Below are 18,497 nucleotides of genomic sequence, written 5' to 3'. Positions count from 1 at the left end.
ACCTGACTGTCCTGACTAGTCAGGTGGTGTGGATCAAAGGTAGGCCGGCTTGGCTAGTCATGTCAACGACAGTGTCGAAACTTTCCTAGCCTGGCTAGTCAGCGGTACCGTCCCTTCATGGCTCTTGACCCAGACGACCCGCGCACGCCGTCGCAACAGATCGCGGCCACACTTCGCGCAGAGATCAAGACAGGGAAGTTCACACCGGGCGAGAAGTTGCCGTCGCAACACGACCTCGTCGAGCGGTTCAGCGTCGCCCGCGAGACGATCAAGGCAGCGCTACGGAAGCTGCAAGATGAACGCTTGATCGTCACCCGTCAGGGCAGCGGCACCTTCGTCCGCGCCAACACGGAACGCCCGGTCGGACTACGGCCGCACATCGAACGAGCCTTCGAGGCCACGAACGTCACGATCGACTTCGCCGGCTTCTCAGGAGAGACGATGTACAACGCGATCCAGGAGACCTTGGACAAGGTCCGCATCGGGCGCCTCACCCCGGAGTCGATCCGGGTGCGGGTCCTGATCTCCGACATGACGTCACCGATGGCGATCCCCTGCCGCGCCGAGGACCAGGCCGACGACCCCGGCATCCGCGCCCGAGCCCGCCGCATCACCGATCGCTCGATCCACGCCCTCACCGACGCCGTCCAGGAACTTGCCGACCTCGGATTGGTCAAGACCGCCACCACCGAGGTACGCGTCCACAGGGCCGCCCCGCTGTTCAAGCTGTTCATCATCAACGAGCAGGAAGCGTTCTTCGGCTTCTACCCGGTCGTCGAGCACACCGTCTCCGTCGAGGGCAAGCCGATGGCGATCTACGACGCGATGGGCAAGGACGCGATCCTCTTCCCGTTCACGCCCAGCGACGAGGACGCCAGCAACGACGCCCTCTACGTCGAGCAGGCCCGCGCCTGGTTCGACAGCATGTGGGGGACCATCGCCCGTGAGTACGCCTCGTGACCGCCGTCGACCTGGCCAAGGTGATCGATCGCGTCCGCGTGATCCTGCTCGACTTCGACGGCCCTGTGTGCAGCATCTTCGCCCAACACTCCGCGTCGACCGTCGCCCATGCGTTGCGCCGGCTGCTCGTCGACCAGGCCGTCACCCTGCCGCCCGAGATCCTGGCCGAACGCGACCCGCTCGCCGTGCTCCGCTTCACCGCCACCCTTAGACGCCCTGCCGTCGTCCGCCTGGTCGACGAGGCCATGACCCGCGAGGAAATCACCGCGGCCCGCACCGCCGAGCCGACCCCGTACGGCCGGGAAGTCATCGTCGCCGCCCACCAGACCGGCCGCCGGATCGCCGTGGTGTCCAACAACTCGGCCGCCTCCGTCCACGCCTACCTGAGCACCCGACGCCTCACCTCTTACGTGCACCCGGTCATCGGACGCCCCGAGGCAGCGCCCGAGCGGATGAAGCCGGACCCGTTCCCTGTACTCGCAGCCGTACGGGAGCTGGGCGCGGAGCCGGCGGAATGCGTCCTGGTCGGTGACTCGGTCAGCGACATCGAGGCCGCCCACGCCGCCGGAGTCGCCGCCATCGGATACGCCAACAAGCCCGGCAAGCGCGAGCGGTTCGCCGCCGCTGATGTCGTCATCGACAGCATGGCCGAACTGGTGACCGCCTTCGCCGTCGACGAGCTGTAGCACCACCACTTCGCACGCGAGCGCCCCGGGAGATCATCACCGGGGCGTTTCTCGTGTCGTCGGTTCACCCCGGCCCGGGGTCGCGGTGGAGCCACCTTGGAGCTAGTCCAGGTCCCCGCGCTTGGCAGCGATCCACGCCTCAACGTCTTCGGCAAGCCAGACGTTGCCCATCTGGAGCGTGGCCACGGGTTCCGGGAAGTCGCGCCGGTTGGTGATCTGGTAGACGCGCTGGCGCGAGACGCCGCCGAGCATGATCCGGATCTCCCCCGAACCCACCAACCGCAGCTTCTTGCCCATGACGCTGACGCTAGGCACCTGCCGACTAGGCATGAGTCAAGTTGATGGACACCTAGTTAGCGGATGCACTAGTCGCTTACCCTTTACGCATGACTAGGTTCAAGTGGTTCCAACGCCCCGACCAACCTGTCGACTACGTGGCCGGCGAGCCAGCCCCATCCAGGTACGGCCGGGAGCCGCAGAGATGGACTGGTCGCGCCGCCGTCCCCGCACCAGAACCTCCCCTGATGACCAAGGCAGGACTCTGGCGCTCCAGGAACGCCGCGACGCGCCTCAACCAGAGGTAGGCCATGTCGATCCCGCAGCAGCGACCGGAGCCCCCGTTCCTCGTTCTGATGGCCGGCAACGTCGTCGACTTCCACAACCGCGCTACCTGCTCGCAGTGCTCAGGCGATGGATGCCCACGCCTGACAGAGGCCGGCGAGACCCTACGCGCCTGGCGAGACAGGAAGAGCCGACGTGAAGGCCGGTGACGTGCTGCACCTGACCCGTGCGGCAAGCCCTCAGTTCACACGCCCAATCTCCTTCCGCCTAATCAAGATCCGCACAGAGCTACACACCTACGAAGGTTGGGTGTGGCTGGACGGCTACCAACTCGATGCGCGGGGCGACGCCGTAGCTCGCAGAGAGGTGTACGTCCTTGCAGCAGGAGTGAGGCTGGTGGACGCGCCCTCTATCTCACAGCCACAAGCGCCGCGACGACAGCCAGCTCAGAATTAGGCATTACACCATTTAACAGGCATGTGAATATGCGTCAGATATCCGACGAAAACGCAGGTCACGGCATCAGGGCATCCGTCGAACAGCCCGCCGACGGCTATCGCCTCGCGATGAGCCCGAGGCACTCGGAGATCGGCCGCTCTCGCCCCGGCCCGCCGCGACTAGACGGCGACTCTAGAGGGCCAACGCCTTGCGCTTCCCAGCGCTAGGATCTTGAGCTTCTAGTGCACCTCGCCGACTCTAGGAGCAGCGACCTTGACCCTCAGCCCCGACGCCGAGCCACACGACGCGACTCAGGCCGCAGTCTTGGCCTTCTGGACGAGCCGGCGCAAACAACGATCCAAGCTGGACGACGAGGGAAAGGCCGGAGGCGAGGCGCGCGGCGGGGCGCACATGAATGGAGTCAGAGATCTCGTTGCAGGGATCTTCATTGACGCGGGGATGCCTGAAAGCTCCATCATCATGGAGCCTTACCTTCCGGGATACTACAGACCCCGAAAGCGCTGGGATCTAGCTGTTCGATACAAAGGAAGCCTAGTCGCAGCAATCGAATTTAAATCGCAGGTTGGAAGCGTCGCCAAGAATATCAATAACAGGTTCGAGGAAGCTTTGGGCACCAGCACGGACACGTGGGCCGCCCAAATCAAAAACGGCAGTTTCGGCGAAGTTCCTCCCTGGCTCGGGTATGTATTCGTGCTCGAAGAGACGAAAGAAACGGAGAAGCCAGGCAAATATAACACCACGGCGATCTTTCCGGTTGATAAGGCATTTGCCAACCTGTCCCCAAACCAGCGATACCAGGAGATGATATCGCGTTTCGTCGGGGACAACGTCTACCAAGCCGGCTGGTTCATCACGACCCAATCGCGTGAAGATGGTTCAGTGACATACGCAGAGCCGCTTGCTACCGCGAGTGGAAGAAGCTTCCGAGTAGCGGTGCAAGGACGCGTGAATCTCGTCCGCAGCATGCTCGACTAGTGCATCCCTGGTTCTGAGAGAGCTCCTGGATCGACGCCGTACACACGGGCTGCAACTTCCGTCGCCGCCGCGCTGCTTCGCCTTTCGAAGGCATCAGTAAGCAGCGCGCGGTCTCGTTTCGAAATTGCGTCCGGCCGGGGCACGCGAAGGCGGCGAAGATATTGGGCCTGAAAGCGAAGAGTGCCGCCGCGCATCTTTACGGCGTACGACTCGATGAAGAGCTGAGCCACACGGGAAAGGAGTAAACCACCGAGCACCCGAAGATCCCAGGAATCGGAGACAATGTAGTACAAATTGTGGTGGGGGTAATGGCCGCCCTCATCCAAGACAGGATGTATCGACATCTTCATATCAGGAAATAGCAGCTTGGGCCGCCCTGTCAAGGCATGATCAACCTTATCGATCGTGCGATACCAATTTGCGGGCCGCTTAATAGCAACATGCCGCTTCCGGAGGATGTAGCCATGCTTCTCGTAATAGTCCCGCAGTCGCGGGTAACTGTCTAGATCAACGAGCTGCCCTCGGGCATCCCACGGGTTGACGAGGTGGTGCCCGGACCATTGCAGGCCACCCGAAGTCGTATCACGGACCATGGAGAGCGGCAGAAGCCTCTCCGACTCTACGTCCGCATCCTTCGTGATGAAGACGCTGTCAGCGCCCGTGGCTACACCAATTCCGACCCGGGTACCGGTTTCTTCGCTTTGCAGGAGCGGAAAACGGTCATTGAGGTCCTCGATCAAGGCGAGCTGGCTGGGCGTCCCAGACGGCCATGAGTCGGAGCCCTCAAACCAGTGGGGCAGCCGGGCAATCTCATAGCGTTCACTCGATACGGAAACGGCTGCGCTCTTCCGGGTCCATTCCAGTAAGGCAGAGGCGTCTCGCGAGCTAAAGAACCGGCGCGTATCTGCAACCACTGCCGTTCCCTGTCGGTTGCGCCGCACTATCGAGATCGCAGGATAAGCCGAAACCTGTTCCTCGAAGGCGTCCACGTCATGCATCGAGATAGTCACATCTACGCTATACCTGTCGCTAATAAGCTGACGGAGGTGGCGCCCGTACTGATTACGCATCCAACGGTCTGCGCAGATAAAGCCAAGAACTCCTCCCGCTTTGAGTGACTTAAGGCCAACCTCGAAGAAGCCGACGTAGACGTCAGCCCGCCCAGTCATCGTAAGACAGGCCGCCCGATAAGCGGCCATCCTGCTGCTTGGCACCTCTTCTAAGCGAATGTATGGCGGATTACCAAGGACGAAGTCGGCCACCTCGTCGTCACGATGTTCTAGGAGGTAATCACCCTGGCGCACCCAGGCGGCAGCGGCGGCGGAGGCGTCGTCACATGGCCAGCCATCGTCAAGGAGGACCTTTTCGACCAGAAGCCTACTGGCTTCTACATTCCGGGCGAGCAAATCGAAGGCTCGAATGGCCGGCCTCGCTTCTGACAGGGAACGGCCGTGTTGACGGCATGAGGTGCTTAGCCGGGCAACAATGGGGCCGAGAAAGGCTCCAGTTCCGCACGCGGGCTCGACTACCACCATTGAGGCAAGGTCGAGGTCCGACCGATACCCGGCAAGATCAAGGATCAGATCCACGACCCACTGTCGCGTGAACACCTCGCCGTGCTTCACAGCATCGGCCGAGATCGGGGCGAGTGCCGTGCCCCCATCCCCCGGCATCGGCTCTAGCATCTCCACTGGGCTGACCATCACGTGGCGAGCGTACGGCAAGCACATGCCACCCCTCGCCAAGCACGAACTCGATGGTTGCCGAATTCACCTCTTTTGGATCAAGGCACCGCGCTCCGCGCGGTGCGGGGCGGCAAGCCCGGCCGGCGGCAAGCCGCCCCGGCCGCCTACGGCGCCGGGGCGGTGAGCCACCGACAGCCGCCGGGACACCGCCCCCACCGCAAGCAGGACCAGCCTCAGAGAGGCCGTGACGGAAGCCAGCGGGTCGGCCTGGTCGAGTGGTTGGGGCTTCCGGCTGCCGCGCCAGTCCAACCCCGGGACTGGCTTGCCACCGTGTCACCGAGTCGCGGTAGCAACTCCACCGCCAGGACGTGCCCAGCCCCGTTTACCGCGTCGGCAACGCGCAGGCCCCGCCAAGCCGCTCCGGAAGCCCTCACGACGGGACAGCACGCGCCAGGACGAGGCGGTCCACTGATACCCCGCTCAGGCCGTCTCCAGGCCGTCTCAGGCCGTGGCCAGGCCGTCAAACGCCACCTAACGATGACCAAGGACAACCAACGGCACCAGATAAACGACCAGCTCAGAGCCTTGATCAGGGCTCTGAGCTGGTGGGCGACGGACGAGTCGACCTGTACGCCGGATTCTGTGACCGGCGCGCGCCCCGAAGGGCTCACGCCGGCGGCGGCCATCCATCTAGGCCTACCGTCGCCGGCAGGCTCAAGCGGCCTACCCGCAGACATCGGGCGGGCCGCCCTCAAGCGTCTGCGCGGGTCGTCATCATGCTGGTGACGGCCCTTTCTTGGCCTTGCTCCGGGTGGGGTTTACCGAGCCACCCCGGTCACCCGGGGTGCTGGTGGGCTCTTACCCCACCGTTTCACCCTTACCGTCCCCGATGGGGCCGGCGGTTTGTTTTCTGTGGCACTGTCCCGCGGGTCGCCCCGGGTTGCCGTTAGCAACCACCCTGCCCTGTGGAGTCCGGACGTTCCTCGGCGGCAGGCCGGGGCCCGCCGACGCGACCGCCCGGTCGACTCGTCCGTCGCGCACTCATCCTAACGACGCCCACCTCGCGCCTATTGCCACCCCGGCCCCGCCGGCAGCGAACCCGCGCCGGGCCGATCGCACTACTTCCGGGAAATAGTGGCCTCCCGGTCCCGGATGATCACTATTTCCGGGAAACAGTCCCCCTGGGTGTCCGCGCGACACGTCCAGGCGGCGCGGGGTCGTGGCCCGGGGCGCGGGCGGGTCGGGGGCGTACTAGCCTCTGGGGATCATGGACCTCTCCGCCGCCGCGTTGCTGCTCGCCGCCGGTCTCGCCGCCGGCACGGTCAACGCGGTGGCCGGCGGTGGCTCGCTCATCACCTTCCCGGCGATGATCGCGGTGGGCCTGCCCCCGGTGCCGGCCAACGTGAGCAACTCGGTGGCGGTCTTCCCCGGGTACGTGGCGAGTGTGGCGGGCAGCCGGCAGGATCTGCCGCCGCGGCGGACGCTGGCCATGCTGGTGCCCACCACGATCGCCGGCACGATCGCCGGTGCCCTGCTGCTGCTGGCCACCCCGGCCCGGGCGTTCGAGCTGGTGGTGCCCTTCCTGGTGCTGGGGGCGACGGCGGTGCTCGCGTTCCAGGATCCGCTGCGCCGGCTGGTCGGGCATCCGCGCGACCTGTCGCCGCGCCGCCGTACGGTCACCGTGCAGGCCATGGTCGCGGTCGGCGCGGTGTACGGCGGCTACTTCGGCGCGGCGCTCGGGGTGATGCTGGTCGCCGGCCTGGCCCTGGTGCTGGACGCGACGCTGGCCCGGGTGAGCGCGGTCAAGAATTTGCTCTCCGCGCTGGTCGGGCTGACCACGCTCGTGGTCTTCGCGCTGTTCGGGCCGGTGAACTGGGCGGCGGTCGCGCTGGTCGCCCCGGCGACGCTGGTCGGCGGGTACGTCGGGGCCCGGCTGGTCCGGCGGCTGCCGCCGGTGGTGCTCAAGGTGCTGATCGTGGTCTTCGGCACGGTGATCGGCCTCTACCTGCTCTGGCGCGCGCTGCGCTGACCGCTGCCAGCCGCCGGCCCGGGTGTTGGGAAGGGCCCCCTGCACATCGAAATGCGATAGCAGGGGGCCCTTCCTTTCAGGCGACCGGCTCCGGGGCGGCGTCGGCGTCCCGGCGGGGGCCGGGTACGACGCGCGGGTCGCCCTCGTCGGCGAAGTAGTCGTCCGACGTGGTGCCGTCGCCGCCGTCGCGCACCTTCACGGCCCGTAGCACCACCGTCAGCAGCGCCGCGACCGCCAGGTTGACCAGTACCGCCACGATGCCCACGTAGATCGTCTTCGGGGTGTCGAAGCCGAAGTCGGCCAGCGGGAACGCCGAGCCGCCGAAGTGCTTGCGGCCGGTCGCGGCGTTCGGGATCTGGTAGAGCATCCACATGCCCAGCCCCATGCCCGCGACCCAGCCGGCGATCAGCGCGTCGCGGTGGAACCAGCGGGTGTAGAGGCCCAGCGCCACCGCCGGCAACGTCTGGAGGATGATCACGCCGCCGATGAGCTGGAGGTCGATGGAGAACTGCGGGTCGAGGAAGACGATGCAGGCCACCGCGCCGACCTTCACCACCAGCGAGGTGATCTTCGAGACGTTCGCCTCCTGCGCCGGGCTGGCGTCCCGCTTCAGGTACTCCTTGTAGATGTTGCGGGTGAACAGGTTCGCCGCCGCGATCGACATGATCGCCGCCGGCACCAGCGCGCCGATGCCGATGGCCGCGTACGCCACGCCGGCGAACCAGTCGGGGAACTGCTGGTCGAACAGGACCGGCACCACCGTGTTGCTGTCGACGGTGCCCTCCTTCGACCCGGGCAGCGGCTTCACCCCGGCCGCGATGGCCATGAAGCCGAGCAGCGCGATCAGCCCGAGCAGCAGGCTGTACGCGGGCAGCGCCGACATGTTCCGCTTGATCACGTCGCGGTTCCGGCTGGCCAGCACGCCGGTGATGCTGTGCGGGTAGAGGAAGAGCGCCAGCGCCGAACCGAACGCCAGCGTCATGTACTGGAGCTGGTTGTTGGCGTTGAGCAGCACCCCGTCGTTGGGGTTCGGCGTCGCGTCGAACTTCGCGTCCGCGGCGTCGAAGATCTCGCCCCAGCCGCCCAGCTTGTAAGGCAGGTACAGCACCGCCACCAGGATCACGATGTAGATCAGCGTGTCCTTGACGAACGCGATCAGCGCCGGCGCGCGCAGCCCGGACTGGTACGTGTACGCGGCCAGGATCGCGAAGGCGACGATGATCGGCAGGTGCCGGGCCAGGGTGCTCTCGCCGGTGACCCCCATGGTCTTGAGGACCGCCTCGATGCCGACCAGTTGCAGCGCGATGTACGGCATCGTCGCCACGATGCCGGTGATCGCGATGAGCAGCGCGAGCACCGGCGAGTCGAACCGCTTGCGGACGAAGTCCGCCGGGGTGACGAAGCCGTGCCGGTGCGAGACCGACCAGAGCCGGCACAGCACCAGGAAGACCAGCGGGTAGATGACGATGGTGTACGGGACGGCGAAGAAGCCGGCCGCGCCGGCCCCGAACATCAGCGCGGGCACCGCCACGAAGGTGTACGCGGTGTAGAGGTCACCGCCGACCAGGAACCAGGTGATCCAGCCGCCGAAGTTGCGCCCGCCCAGGCCCCACTCGTCGAGGTGGGCCATGTCCTTCGGCGCCCGCCACCGGGCCGCCACGAACCCCATGGCGCTGACCAGCAGGAAGAGCAACGAGAAGACGATGATCTCGGTGAGGTGGTCGCGCCACACTAGCGGTCACCCCGCTTCTTCGTCATCTGGTAGACCAGCGTGGTGGTGGCCACGCCGAGCAGGATGTAGGCCAACTGGAGCCAGTAGAAGCGCGGGAAGCCGAGGAACCGGGGCGAGTCCGCGTTGAAGAACACCGGGATCAGCGGCACCACGATGGGGATGAAGAGCAACCAGTTCCAGGGGCTGTGGTCCTTCGCCCTGGACCGCGCCGCTGTCGGCGCCTCCGGTTCGGGTGCGGCCATTGCGACAAACCTCCGCGGGTCATAGATCGGCAGTGATGACGGCCGGAGGCTACGACCATGTGAGCCCCGTCACGTTCTGCCAGCGGAGAATGCTGCGCCGAACGGCCGTCGGCATGCGCCGAACGGCCGATCGCGCGCCCTGCCACCGCCCCGTCCCGGCAAGCTGGACGTCAGCCGGAAGAACGCTGGGTGCCGGCACCGGGAAAGCTGGACACCGTGCGCCGGGCCCAGCTGAGCGCCGGGGCGGTGATGGTCACGGCCGCGCCCGCCACAAAGCGTCCGTGGCGCACCAGTGCGCCGGAGTAGATCGCGCTAGCTCAGGGAAACAGTGGCAGTCCAGCCCTGGATGACCACACTTTCCTAGAAGTAGTCCCCTGGCCGCCGAGCGGGACGCGGGTGGCTCCGCGGGGCGGTGCCCGCCCGGCGGAGCGTCAGCGGATGGCGGCGAGGTGTGCGGTGTCGTTGACCGTACGGACGGCGACGCCACCGTCGGGCCAGGTGTCCAGCACCGAGATGCCGGCCGCGTCCAGGAACAGCCGGTGCAGGAATCCGTCGCCGGCCGCGAGCGCGTCGCGCAGCACCAGCTTGATCGGCGAGACGTGCGAGACCACCACCACGGTCTCCCCGGGGTACGCCCGGCACAGCCCGTCGATTGCGCGGCGGCAACGCTCGGCGACCTCGGCGAACGACTCGCCACCCGGCGGGGCCACCCGGGTCGAGGCGAGCCACGCGTCCATCTCCCCCGGCCACTCCTGGCGGACGTCGGCGAAGGTGCGCCCCTCCCAGGCCCCGAAGTCGCACTCGATCAGGTCGTCCTCACGGCGTACCGGCACGCCGCCGAGCGCCTTGGCGATCGCCTCCGCGGTCGCCGTACACCGGGACAGCGGTGAGCTGACCACGGCCGCGACGGACGGGGCCAGCGCGGCCACGCGGGCGGCCGTGGCCCGGGCCTGGGCCCGGCCGCGCTCCGACAGGGGCACGTCGCCACGGCCGGAGTAGCGGCGCTGCTCGGTGAAGGCGGTCTCGCCGTGCCGGACCAGGATCAGCCGGGTGGTGGTGAAGCTCGGCCGGGGCTCCCAGGAGGCGGGGGCGGTCGCCGGGTCGGTGCCGGTGGTCGCCGCCGACGCGGCGCGGGCGGCGGCCTCGCGGGCCCTCGCCCGGGCCGGCGAGTCGGGGCCGGCGACCTCCCGCGGGTGCTCCTCGGCGCGCGGCGGCTCGACGGCGGCCCGGGGCGGGGCCTGGCCGGCGGCGGCGTCCATGGCGGCGTTGGCGAGGGCGTCGGCGTGCCGGTTGCGCTCCCGGGGGATCCAGCTGAAGCGGACGGCGGCGAAGCGGCCCACCAGGCCGGCGGCCTGCGCGGCGAGCGGTCGCAGCCCCGGGTGCTTGATCTGCCAGCGGCCGGACATCTGCTCGACCACCAGCTTCGAGTCCATCCTGGCCTCGACCTCGGCGGCGCCCAGCTCGGCGGCGGCCTCCAGCCCGGCGATCAGCCCCCGGTACTCGGCGACGTTGTTGGTGGCGACGCCGATCGACTCGCTCCGCTCGGCCAGCACCTCACCGGTGTCCGGATCGCGGACCACCGCGCCGTAGCCGGCGGGGCCGGGGTTGCCCCGGGACCCGCCGTCGGCCTCGACGACGACCGCGCGCGGTGCCACGGGCTACAGGCCGGACTCGTTGGTACGCACCATGATCCGCCGGCAGTCCTCGCAGCGGACGACCTCGTCCGGGGCGGCCTCGCGGATCCGGGCCACGTCGGCGCCGGACAGCTCCAGCCGACAGCCACCGCACCGGCCGGCGGTCAACAGCGCCGCGCCGAGCCCGGTGTCCTCGCGGATCTTGTCGTACAGCTTGACCAGGTCGGCCGGGAGGTCGCCCGCCAGCGGCTGGCGGGCGCCGCGCTTGAACTCCTCCTCCTTGGCGATCTCGGCCAGGGCGTCGTCGCGGCGCCGCTCGGCGGCGTCCCGCCGCTCCCGCACCTCGGCGATCCGCTGCTCGACGCCCTCCAACACCCCCTGGGCGGTCTCCCGCTGCTCCATCAGCTCCAGCTCGGCGTCCTCCAGGTCGCCCTGGCGGCGGTTGAGCGACACCAGCTCGTGCTGGAGGGCCTCCAGCTCCCGGGCCGGGCCGGTGCCGGCGGCGAGGCGGTCCTCGTTCTTCGACTTGCGCGCCCGCACCTGGTCGACGTCCTTCTCCAGGCGGGCGATGTCCCGATCCAGGTCGTCGACCGCCACCTGGGCGCGAACCCGCTCGTCCTCCAGCGCGGACAGCTCCCGGGCCAGCGCGTCCAGCTCGGCCCGCTCGGGCAGCGCGCGACGGCGGTGGGCGAGCTGGGCGAGGGAGGTGTCGATCGCCTGTAGGTCGAGCAGGCGGCGCTGGACCTGCGGGTCAGCCTTCACGGTCGGGGCTCCTTGTCGTCCACCGCGGGTGGGGCGGCGTGTACGGTCCACGGGTCGGTGTCCAGGTCGGACACCAGCGTCTCGACACCCGTCGCCTCCCGGAGGAGGACGGCCAGGTCGTCCAGCCACGGTCGTTCGGTCGCCCAGTGGGCGGCGTCGAGCAGGGCCGGGCCCTCGGCGGCCAGGTGCTCGCCGGCCGGGTGGTGACGCAGGTCGGAGGTGAGGAACGCGTCCACGCCGGCCGCCGTCGCGTCGGCGAGGAAGCCGTCTCCCGAGCCGCCGCTGACCGCGAGGGTACGAACCATACGCCCGGGATCCCCGGCGGCGCGAACTCCCCAGGCGGTGGCGGGCAGCACGGCGGCGGCGTGCCGGGCCAACTCCGCGAGGGTCATCGGCGTCGGCAGCTCGCCGATCCGGCCGATCCCCCGGCCGTCGCCGGCCGCCGGTGCGCCGGGCGCAGGCCGGTGCAGTGGGCGCAGCCCGGTCAGCCCGAACCGGGCGGCGAGAGCGTCGGACACCCCGGGGTCGGCCACGTCGGCGTTGGTGTGCGCGACGTACAGCGCCACGTCGGACTTGATCAGCCGGTGGGCGATCCGGCCCTTGAAGGTCGTGGGCGCCACCGAGGAGACGCCACGCAGCCACAGCGGGTGGTGGGCGACGATCATGTCGGCACCGGCGTCGAGCGCCTCGGCGACCGTCTCGGGCACCACGTCGACCACGCAGAGGATCCGGCGTACCGGGGCGCACGGCTCGCCGAGCACCAGCCCGACCCGGTCCCAGTCCTCGGCCCAGGCCGGTGGATAGCGCCGTTCCAGCTCGGCGACCACGTCGGCGACGGTCGGCGGGACTGCGTTGGTGCTCACGGCGGGCCAGCTTACCGGCGCGTGCCGTGCCCGAGGGTGTCGCCCACCGACGCGACGGCGTGTCCCGGGTGTAAGGAAGGGCACCTTCCTAACGCATAGCGTTAGGAAGGTGCCCTTCCTTACCCGTCAGGCGACGGGGCAGAGCCTGTCCCGTACGGCGGCCAGGCCCACGGCCCAGGGGAAGGCGTGCAGGTGGCGCTCGCCCGTGCCGGGCGGGTGCAGCGGGACGACGTGGTCGCCGAAGAGCACCGTCACCCCCCACTCGGCGAGCCGGGCCAGGCCGGCCTGGAAGGCCGGGTGGGCAGCCATCGCCGCGTTCGTGTACGGCACCGCCACCACCGGTACACCCATGCCCTGCGCCTCGACCAGCAGGCCGAGGGCGAGTGTGTCGGTGATCCCGGCCGCCCACTTGTTGACGGTGTTGACCGTCGCCGGACAGACGATCATCGCGTCGGCCGGCGGCAACACGTCGAGGTCACCAGGATTCTTGTAGTGGGTGCGGACCGGATGGCCGGTCTGCCGGGCCAGCGCGGCCCGGTCGACGAACTTCGCGCCATCCGGCGTGGTCACCACGCAGACGTCCCAACCTTCCTGGTGGGCCAGCTCGACGAGCCGGCCGATGTTGCGGGCCAGCGGCGAACCGCAGGCGATGACGTAGAGCACCTCACGGCGCCCGTTGCTCGGGTGCGGGCCGGTCATCAGGCCGCCTCCGCGCTCATACCCCTACTCCCATGTGCTCAGCCAACTCCGCAATCGGAGAAGGCGGCGCACCACGTGTGCGACGCAGGATGTCGGACATCACCTCGTGGGCGATCGGCCGGCAGCGGATCTCCGACGCGGCGAGGCGGTCGCCGCGCAGCAGCATCTCGCCGGCGTTGGCCACGTCGCCGACCTGGGCGAAGCCCCGGGCGATGTCGAGCAGGTGGTGGGCCCGGCGCTCGGGCAGCAGCGCGTTGAACGTCACCTCCTGGATCCGCTGCTGGTGCACCTCCACCGCCCGGCCGCCGTCGCCCAGCTCGACCGCCGCCGCTGCCCGGTGCAACTCGACGTTGGTCGGCCCGAAGGAGGTCCAGTAGTGGTTCTGGTCGCCGCCGAGCAGGAGGGCCGCCTCATGCGCGCCGTTGATCAGGTCGTCGACCGTGCCGGAGTCGCCGATCCGGGCGGCGGCCATCGCGCCCTGGAGCAGCAGCATCCCGTAGACGGAGAGCAACGCCGGGGAAGCCTCGGTGCCGAAGCCGGGGGCGAGCCGGTTGGCGATGGTCACGTTGAGTTCGAGGGCGGGGCGGGGACGGCCCATCGCCACCAGCGCGTTGCAGACCCGGGTGGTGGCGATGCCGGCCAGCAGCGGGTCGTCGGCGCGTTGGGCGACCGCCATCGAGCGGTCGGCGGCCAACCAGGCCAGGTCGCACTCGCCCAGCTTGCGCAGCACCGACGAGGCGATCTGGTAGACCTGCCCGAGCAGGTGGGCCGCCTCGCGGGCCTGGTCGCCGCCATGGCCGGCGTCGGCGGCCTGGGCGTCGCGCAGCAGCTTCGGCAGTGCCCGGGTCAGCATCCCGTAGCGGCCGTACTGGTAGGTGAGCCAGGCGTGGTTGACGGCCTTGCGCATGTCGGCCAGCGGGGGCGGGCAGGGCGCGGCGCTGAAGTACGCGCTCATCGAGTCGTACCGCTCCAGGGCCGCCCGGATCTCCTGCACCTCGATCTGGTCGATGCAGTTCAGCGCGTCCGTACGCCGCTCCGGGTCCTTGCCGAGCAGCAGTTGCACGTCGACCTGGAGGATGTCGGCGATCTCGTAGAGGACGGAGAACTTGTCCAGCCGGCGCACCCCGCGCTCGACCTTGTCCACCCAGCTCTTCGACTTGCCCAGCCGGTCGGCGAAGACCTGCTGCGACATCTTGCGCCGCCCCCGCCAGTAGGCCACCCGCCGCCCGATGGGTAACTCGTCCATCTCCCCGTCCTCCCCATGTGCCTGCTCCGGCCGATGTGCTGGCCGGTCCGTCCGGGTGCGGCGATCCGTACGCCTTCAGGTTTTCGCTGGTCGCACAGCGTGTACGTCAGCCGTACAGCCAGTTCTCATAGTTTTCGTGCAAGTTGCATCAGCCGTTCGTCAGCTAAAACGATCGCGGGTTACGGCAGTGACGGTGCTCAACATACGGCCTGGACACCCGACCGGGTCCGGCGAGGGGAAATGGCACATGTGGGGAAATGTCGCGCCGCGCGTCGTTCAACTGTCCCCGTTGGAGCGGGTGCGACTGCGCCGGGTCGCCGTGCGGTACGCCCTGCACGGCTGGGACGTCACCCCGGGCGCCTGCCTCGCCCGCAGCCGCTTCGTCTGCGGGCGTGCCGGCTGCCCGACGGTCGGCTGCCATCCCGCCCTGGAGGACTGGGAGCACGCGGCGAGCACCGACCCGGCCCGGGTGGCCACCTGGTGGCGCACCCGGCCGCACGGCATCCTGTTGCCCACCGGCCGGGCGTTCGACGTGCTGGAGGTCCCCACGCACCTCGGCCGGCACGTGCTGGACGCGGTCCGGACGCACCCGGCCGGCGTCGGCGTACGCGGGCCGGTGCTGGTGACCCCGACCGGCCGCTGGATGTTCCTCGTCCGCCCCGGCGATCCGCTCCGCCCCGAGTTGGAGCACTGCTTCCACGTGGTCCGGCACGGCCCCGGGTCGTGGATCCCGGCGCCCCCGACCCGGCTGCCGGAGGGCACGGTCCGCTGGGCGGTCGCGCCCGAGCAGGCCCGCTGGCAACTGCCGGACTCCTACCTGGTGCAGAACGCGCTGATCGACGCCCTGCGGGCCACCGGGGTCACGATCACCCCCGACCTGCTCCCCGGGCACCTGCCGCTGCCCCGCCGGGGCATGTGAGGACGACTCGGCAGCGACGCCGACGGGGCGGCGCTCGTTGAGTACGGCGACGGCGCGCCGCGCCGGGAGCGGGGGTTACATGTCCACCGACGACACCACGCGCCAGCCGGGTGGGGCCGAGCCGCCGCCCCGCCACCACCGGCCACGCCGCCGCTGGCCGGCCACCCGGCCCGTCGGCTCCCGCCCGGGCCGCCCCCGCCCCCTCGGCTCCCGCCCCGCCACCACCCGCCCCTACCGCTGACCCCTCCCCTCCCCTCCCCTCCCTCTCCCCTGAACCCCGTTGATCTTGCACTTGCGGCCCATACATACCAGCCATAAGCGACATATCAAGGGCCACAAGTGCAAGATCGCGGGGGAGAGGGCGTGGGGGGGGAGGGCGGGAGGGAGAGGGCGGGGGGGCTCAGGTGAGGACGTCGCGGACGCGATCTCGCTCCGACTGGAACAGGCTCCACATGTGGTTCTCGTCCGCGTCCGGCAGGTTCTCGACCCGGCCGTAGTCGAACGGGGGCTCGGGGTCGTACTCCAGGAACGCCTGTCCCCGGCCGGCGGCCCGCTCCCCCCACAGGTGCGCGGCCACCACCAGAGCGGCGTCCATTCCGGCGCTGACGCCGGCGCTGGTGACGATCCGCCCGTCGACGACCCAGCGGCGCCGCTTGAACCGCGCGCCCGACAGGGGCAGCTCGTCGGCGAACGCCCAGTAGGTGGTCGCCGAGCGGCCCTGCAGGATGCCCGCGGCGGCCAGCAGCAGCACGCCGGTGCAGATGCCGAACGTGACACGGGTGTGCGGGTGCACGGCACGGATGTAGTCCAGGATGCGCCGGTCCTGCATCAGGATGCTCGGCTGCCCCGGCCCGGGCACGACGAGCACGTCGGGCCGGGGCAGCGTGTCGTAGGTGGCGGTCGGCACCCACTGCATGCCGCCGTCGCCACCGGGTATCGGCGTGAGGTCCGGGCCGACGAAGTGCAGGCGGGCCGGTGGTCCGCCCGCGCGCCCGGTGGCGCCGAGGACGCTCAGCGGGCCGATCAGGTCGAGCGGGACGAGCCCGTCGAAGACCAGGAACGCGATGTCGAGCGGCTCCTCGCCACCCGCCGGTGCGTTGTGGTGGGCCGCGGCCGGGACGGCGCCGCCCACGGTGAGGCCGGTCGCGGCGAGCGCGGCCCCGAGAGTCAGCAACTGCCGCCGGTTCGGGTTGTCAGGCATCGGTCGCACCTTTCTGCGATTGGTGGCGGTACGTGGTCGGGGTGATCCCCAGGACCCGGTGGAAGGTCTGCCGCATGGTTTCGACGCTGCGGAAGCCGCAACGTTTGGCCACGACGTCGACGGGGTCGTTGCCGGCTTCGAGGAGCTGCTGGGCCGCCTCGACGCGGATCCGCTGGACGTACTGGCCGGGCGTGGTGCCCAGCACCTGCGTGAACAGGCGGGACAGGTGGCGCGGGCTCACCGCGGCGCGGGCGGCCATCGTCTCCAGCGAGTGGTCCGCGTGTGGCTGCGCGGCGACCGCGTCGAGCACCGCCCGCAGCGCCGGTTGGCGTGACGGCCGGGCGCGGCCGCGCACCGACAGTTGCGACTGGCCGGCCGGCCGTTGCAGGAAGACCACCAGCCACTGGGCGACCTGACGGGCGAGCGCAGCGCCGTGGTCGCGTTCCACCAGGGCCAGGGCGAGGTCGATGCCGGCGGTGACCCCGGCGGCGGTGTAGACGTCGCCGTCGCGCACGTACATGCCGTCGGACTCGACGGTGACCTGCGGGTACCGGCCGGCCAGCTCCCGGCAGGAGGCCCAGTGGGTGGTCGCCCGCCGGCCGTCGAGCACGCCGGCCTCGGCCAGCACGAACGCGCCGATGCACACCGACGCCACCACCGTGCACCGCTCGCGGGCCCGGTGCACCGCCTGTGCGAGCGGCACCAACGCGGTGCCGTCCGGTGCGGGGTCGCACCCGGCGACGAGCAGGATGTGCACCGGGCCGGTCACCGCGTCCAGGGCCGTGTCGACGCCGAGCTGCACCCCTTCCCGGGTGTGGACCGGCCGGCCGTCGGGCGATGCGAGTCGGACCCGGTAGCCGCCACCGCACCTCGCCGCGAGCGCGAACACCTGCAACGGCCCGGCGACGTCCAGCAGCACCGCGCCGTCGCCCGCCGCGATGACCACGTCCCGAGCACCGTCAACGCGCGGAGGCGGAGCTGTCATGCAGCGAGTATCGAAGGACGCGTCTTGACCCGGCAACGACGGCCGACCCACAGATCCGGCCATGGTCGGCCGGAACCGCAGCCGCTCGCCGGACGACCCGGGTCACCGCGGAAGGACCGTCGCGACGGCGCTCACCCCGCCTGGAGGGCCGGGGAGAGGATCAGGCGGGCGTCGTCGGTGACGATCGCGTGCTGGTGGTCGGGGAGGCCGGCGAGCCAGTTCACGCCCGCGGGGCCCATCGCCACGGCCGCGGTGGCGTACGCGTCGGCCAGTCCGAGGTCCGCCCCGACGACGGTGACCGAGCGCAGCCCCCGGGCCGGCGTACCCTGGCGTGGATCGAGCACGTGGTGGCCGCGCTCGTAGACACCGGAGGTGGCCACGGCCAGGTCGGTGCCGGTGAGCACCAGACAGGTGGCCGTCGCGTCCCACGGATGCCGGACGCCGATCCGCCACGCCGACCCGGCCGACGAGTGGCCCCGCACCCGCACGTCACCGCCCGCGTTGAGGCAGTGGTTCGGCGCGCCGGCCGCGAGCAGCCGGTCCGAGGCGAGCTGCACCGCCCAGCCCTTGACGTAGCCGGACGGGTCGAGCCGGCCGGTGGCGTACGCGTCGAAGTAGCCGTCGGTGACGCCCCACAGGTCGGCGCAGCGTGCCAGCACGGCCCGCAGGTCGGCGCTGGCCTCGGCGGGCCGCAGCTCGCCCCGGCCGACGCGGCACACCTCGCTGTCGGCCCGGTACGTGCTGAACCGGGCGTCGACCTCGCGCAGCCAGGCGAACACGCCTTCGGCCAGCGCGTCCAGCTCGGCGGCGGGCAGGTCGTCGGCGAGGTCGAGGCTGATCGCGGTGCCCATGACCTGCT

General features: G+C 69.9%; 18 protein-coding genes and 1 other RNA gene. 6 read left to right on the top strand and 13 right to left on the bottom strand.

All coding sequences use genetic code 11. The features are described from left to right. Positions 1-117 precede the first annotated feature (117 nt). Entirely contained in the window at positions 118-960 is an 843-nt protein-coding gene (locus ABZ809_RS13625) for a winged helix-turn-helix domain-containing protein (RefSeq protein ID WP_357562769.1), read from the top strand. Beyond that, positions 957-1,646 carry an HAD-IA family hydrolase gene (locus ABZ809_RS13620; RefSeq protein ID WP_357562768.1) on the top strand — a complete coding sequence of 230 codons (690 nt, stop codon included), beginning with the start codon at positions 957-959 and terminating at the stop codon, positions 1,644-1,646. The genes ABZ809_RS13625 and ABZ809_RS13620 overlap by 4 nt, the downstream gene beginning before the upstream one ends. Positions 1,647-1,748: 102 nt before the next feature. On the opposite strand, the gene ABZ809_RS13615 is transcribed toward ABZ809_RS13620, so the two are convergent. Next, a complete protein-coding gene (locus tag ABZ809_RS13615) occupies positions 1,749-1,943 on the bottom strand; it encodes an AlpA family phage regulatory protein (RefSeq protein ID WP_357562767.1) in 195 nt (64 codons plus the stop codon). A 459-nt stretch (positions 1,944-2,402) separates the two neighbouring features. On the opposite strand from ABZ809_RS13615, the gene ABZ809_RS13610 reads away from it, so the two are divergent. Continuing rightward, on the top strand, positions 2,403-2,663 hold the full coding sequence (locus ABZ809_RS13610; RefSeq protein WP_357562766.1) for a hypothetical protein: 261 nt from the start codon (positions 2,403-2,405) through the stop codon (positions 2,661-2,663). 255 nt (positions 2,664-2,918) lie between these two features. Next, positions 2,919-3,641 carry a PaeR7I family type II restriction endonuclease gene (locus ABZ809_RS13605; RefSeq protein WP_357562765.1) on the top strand — a complete coding sequence of 241 codons (723 nt, stop codon included), beginning with the start codon at positions 2,919-2,921 and terminating at the stop codon, positions 3,639-3,641. Here ABZ809_RS13605 and ABZ809_RS13600 read toward each other — a convergent pair. Both ABZ809_RS13600 and rnpB read right to left on the bottom strand, forming a co-directional pair. Next, positions 3,638-5,344, bottom strand: a complete 1,707-nt coding sequence (locus tag ABZ809_RS13600; protein WP_357562836.1) for an Eco57I restriction-modification methylase domain-containing protein — start codon at positions 5,342-5,344, stop codon at positions 3,638-3,640. The two genes, ABZ809_RS13605 and ABZ809_RS13600, sit on opposite strands and share 4 nt — an antisense overlap. A gap of 595 nt (positions 5,345-5,939) precedes the next feature. Beyond that, an RNA gene (gene rnpB / locus ABZ809_RS13595) (RNase P RNA component class A) lies at positions 5,940-6,355 on the bottom strand. A gap of 238 nt (positions 6,356-6,593) precedes the next feature. On the opposite strand from rnpB, the gene ABZ809_RS13590 reads away from it, so the two are divergent. Continuing rightward, positions 6,594-7,355 carry a sulfite exporter TauE/SafE family protein gene (locus ABZ809_RS13590; protein ID WP_357562764.1) on the top strand — a complete coding sequence of 254 codons (762 nt, stop codon included), beginning with the start codon at positions 6,594-6,596 and terminating at the stop codon, positions 7,353-7,355. A gap of 76 nt (positions 7,356-7,431) precedes the next feature. Here ABZ809_RS13590 and mctP read toward each other — a convergent pair whose 3' ends face one another. The 7 genes from mctP to ABZ809_RS13555 all read right to left on the bottom strand — a co-directional run bounded on the left by mctP (position 7,432) and on the right by ABZ809_RS13555 (position 14,533). Beyond that, the gene (mctP, locus tag ABZ809_RS13585) at positions 7,432-9,087 is read right to left on the bottom strand and encodes a monocarboxylate uptake permease MctP (RefSeq protein WP_357562763.1); all 1,656 of its coding nucleotides are present in this window, start codon (positions 9,085-9,087) and stop codon (positions 7,432-7,434) included. Then, positions 9,087-9,329, bottom strand: a complete 243-nt coding sequence (locus ABZ809_RS13580; protein ID WP_357562762.1) for a DUF3311 domain-containing protein — start codon at positions 9,327-9,329, stop codon at positions 9,087-9,089. The genes mctP and ABZ809_RS13580 overlap by 1 nt, the downstream gene beginning before the upstream one ends. Before the next feature lie 431 nt (positions 9,330-9,760). After that, on the bottom strand, positions 9,761-10,984 hold the full coding sequence (locus ABZ809_RS13575) for a bifunctional RNase H/acid phosphatase (protein ID WP_357562761.1): 1,224 nt from the start codon (positions 10,982-10,984) through the stop codon (positions 9,761-9,763). A 3-nt stretch (positions 10,985-10,987) separates the two neighbouring features. Then, entirely contained in the window at positions 10,988-11,725 is a 738-nt protein-coding gene (locus ABZ809_RS13570; protein WP_357562760.1) for a C4-type zinc ribbon domain-containing protein, read from the bottom strand. Further along, positions 11,722-12,588 carry a Nif3-like dinuclear metal center hexameric protein gene (locus tag ABZ809_RS13565; RefSeq protein ID WP_357562759.1) on the bottom strand — a complete coding sequence of 289 codons (867 nt, stop codon included), beginning with the start codon at positions 12,586-12,588 and terminating at the stop codon, positions 11,722-11,724. The genes ABZ809_RS13570 and ABZ809_RS13565 overlap by 4 nt, the downstream gene beginning before the upstream one ends. 126 nt (positions 12,589-12,714) lie before the next feature. Beyond that, positions 12,715-13,287: a flavoprotein gene (locus ABZ809_RS13560; protein ID WP_357562758.1), complete on the bottom strand. Its 573-nt coding sequence runs from the start codon at positions 13,285-13,287 to the stop codon at positions 12,715-12,717. Between the two features lie 16 nt (positions 13,288-13,303). Continuing rightward, positions 13,304-14,533, bottom strand: a complete 1,230-nt coding sequence (locus tag ABZ809_RS13555; RefSeq protein WP_357562757.1) for a helix-turn-helix domain-containing protein — start codon at positions 14,531-14,533, stop codon at positions 13,304-13,306. Positions 14,534-14,780: 247 nt separating this feature from the next. On the opposite strand from ABZ809_RS13555, the gene ABZ809_RS13550 reads away from it, so the two are divergent. Next, complete coding sequence (locus ABZ809_RS13550) at positions 14,781-15,452, top strand: bifunctional DNA primase/polymerase (protein WP_357562756.1); 672 nt, start codon at positions 14,781-14,783, stop codon at positions 15,450-15,452. 400 nt (positions 15,453-15,852) lie between these two features. Here the strand turns inward: ABZ809_RS13550 and ABZ809_RS13545 are convergent, their stop codons facing one another. The 3 genes from ABZ809_RS13545 to ABZ809_RS13535 form a co-directional block, all read right to left on the bottom strand. Continuing rightward, positions 15,853-16,653: a DJ-1/PfpI family protein gene (locus ABZ809_RS13545; RefSeq protein ID WP_357562755.1), complete on the bottom strand. Its 801-nt coding sequence runs from the start codon at positions 16,651-16,653 to the stop codon at positions 15,853-15,855. Further along, positions 16,646-17,638, bottom strand: a complete 993-nt coding sequence (locus ABZ809_RS13540; RefSeq protein WP_357562754.1) for a GlxA family transcriptional regulator — start codon at positions 17,636-17,638, stop codon at positions 16,646-16,648. The genes ABZ809_RS13545 and ABZ809_RS13540 overlap by 8 nt, the downstream gene beginning before the upstream one ends. Positions 17,639-17,769: 131 nt before the next feature. Next, positions 17,770-18,489, bottom strand: coding sequence for an FAD:protein FMN transferase (locus tag ABZ809_RS13535; RefSeq protein WP_357562835.1), 720 nt, complete (start codon positions 18,487-18,489; stop codon positions 17,770-17,772). Positions 18,490-18,497: the final 8 nt, after the last annotated feature.

Source organism: Micromonospora sp. NPDC047074, from assembly GCF_040643815.1.
Taxonomy (GTDB): Bacteria; Actinomycetota; Actinomycetes; order Mycobacteriales; family Micromonosporaceae; genus Micromonospora.
This window is presented reverse-complemented; position numbering and strand designations above follow the sequence as displayed.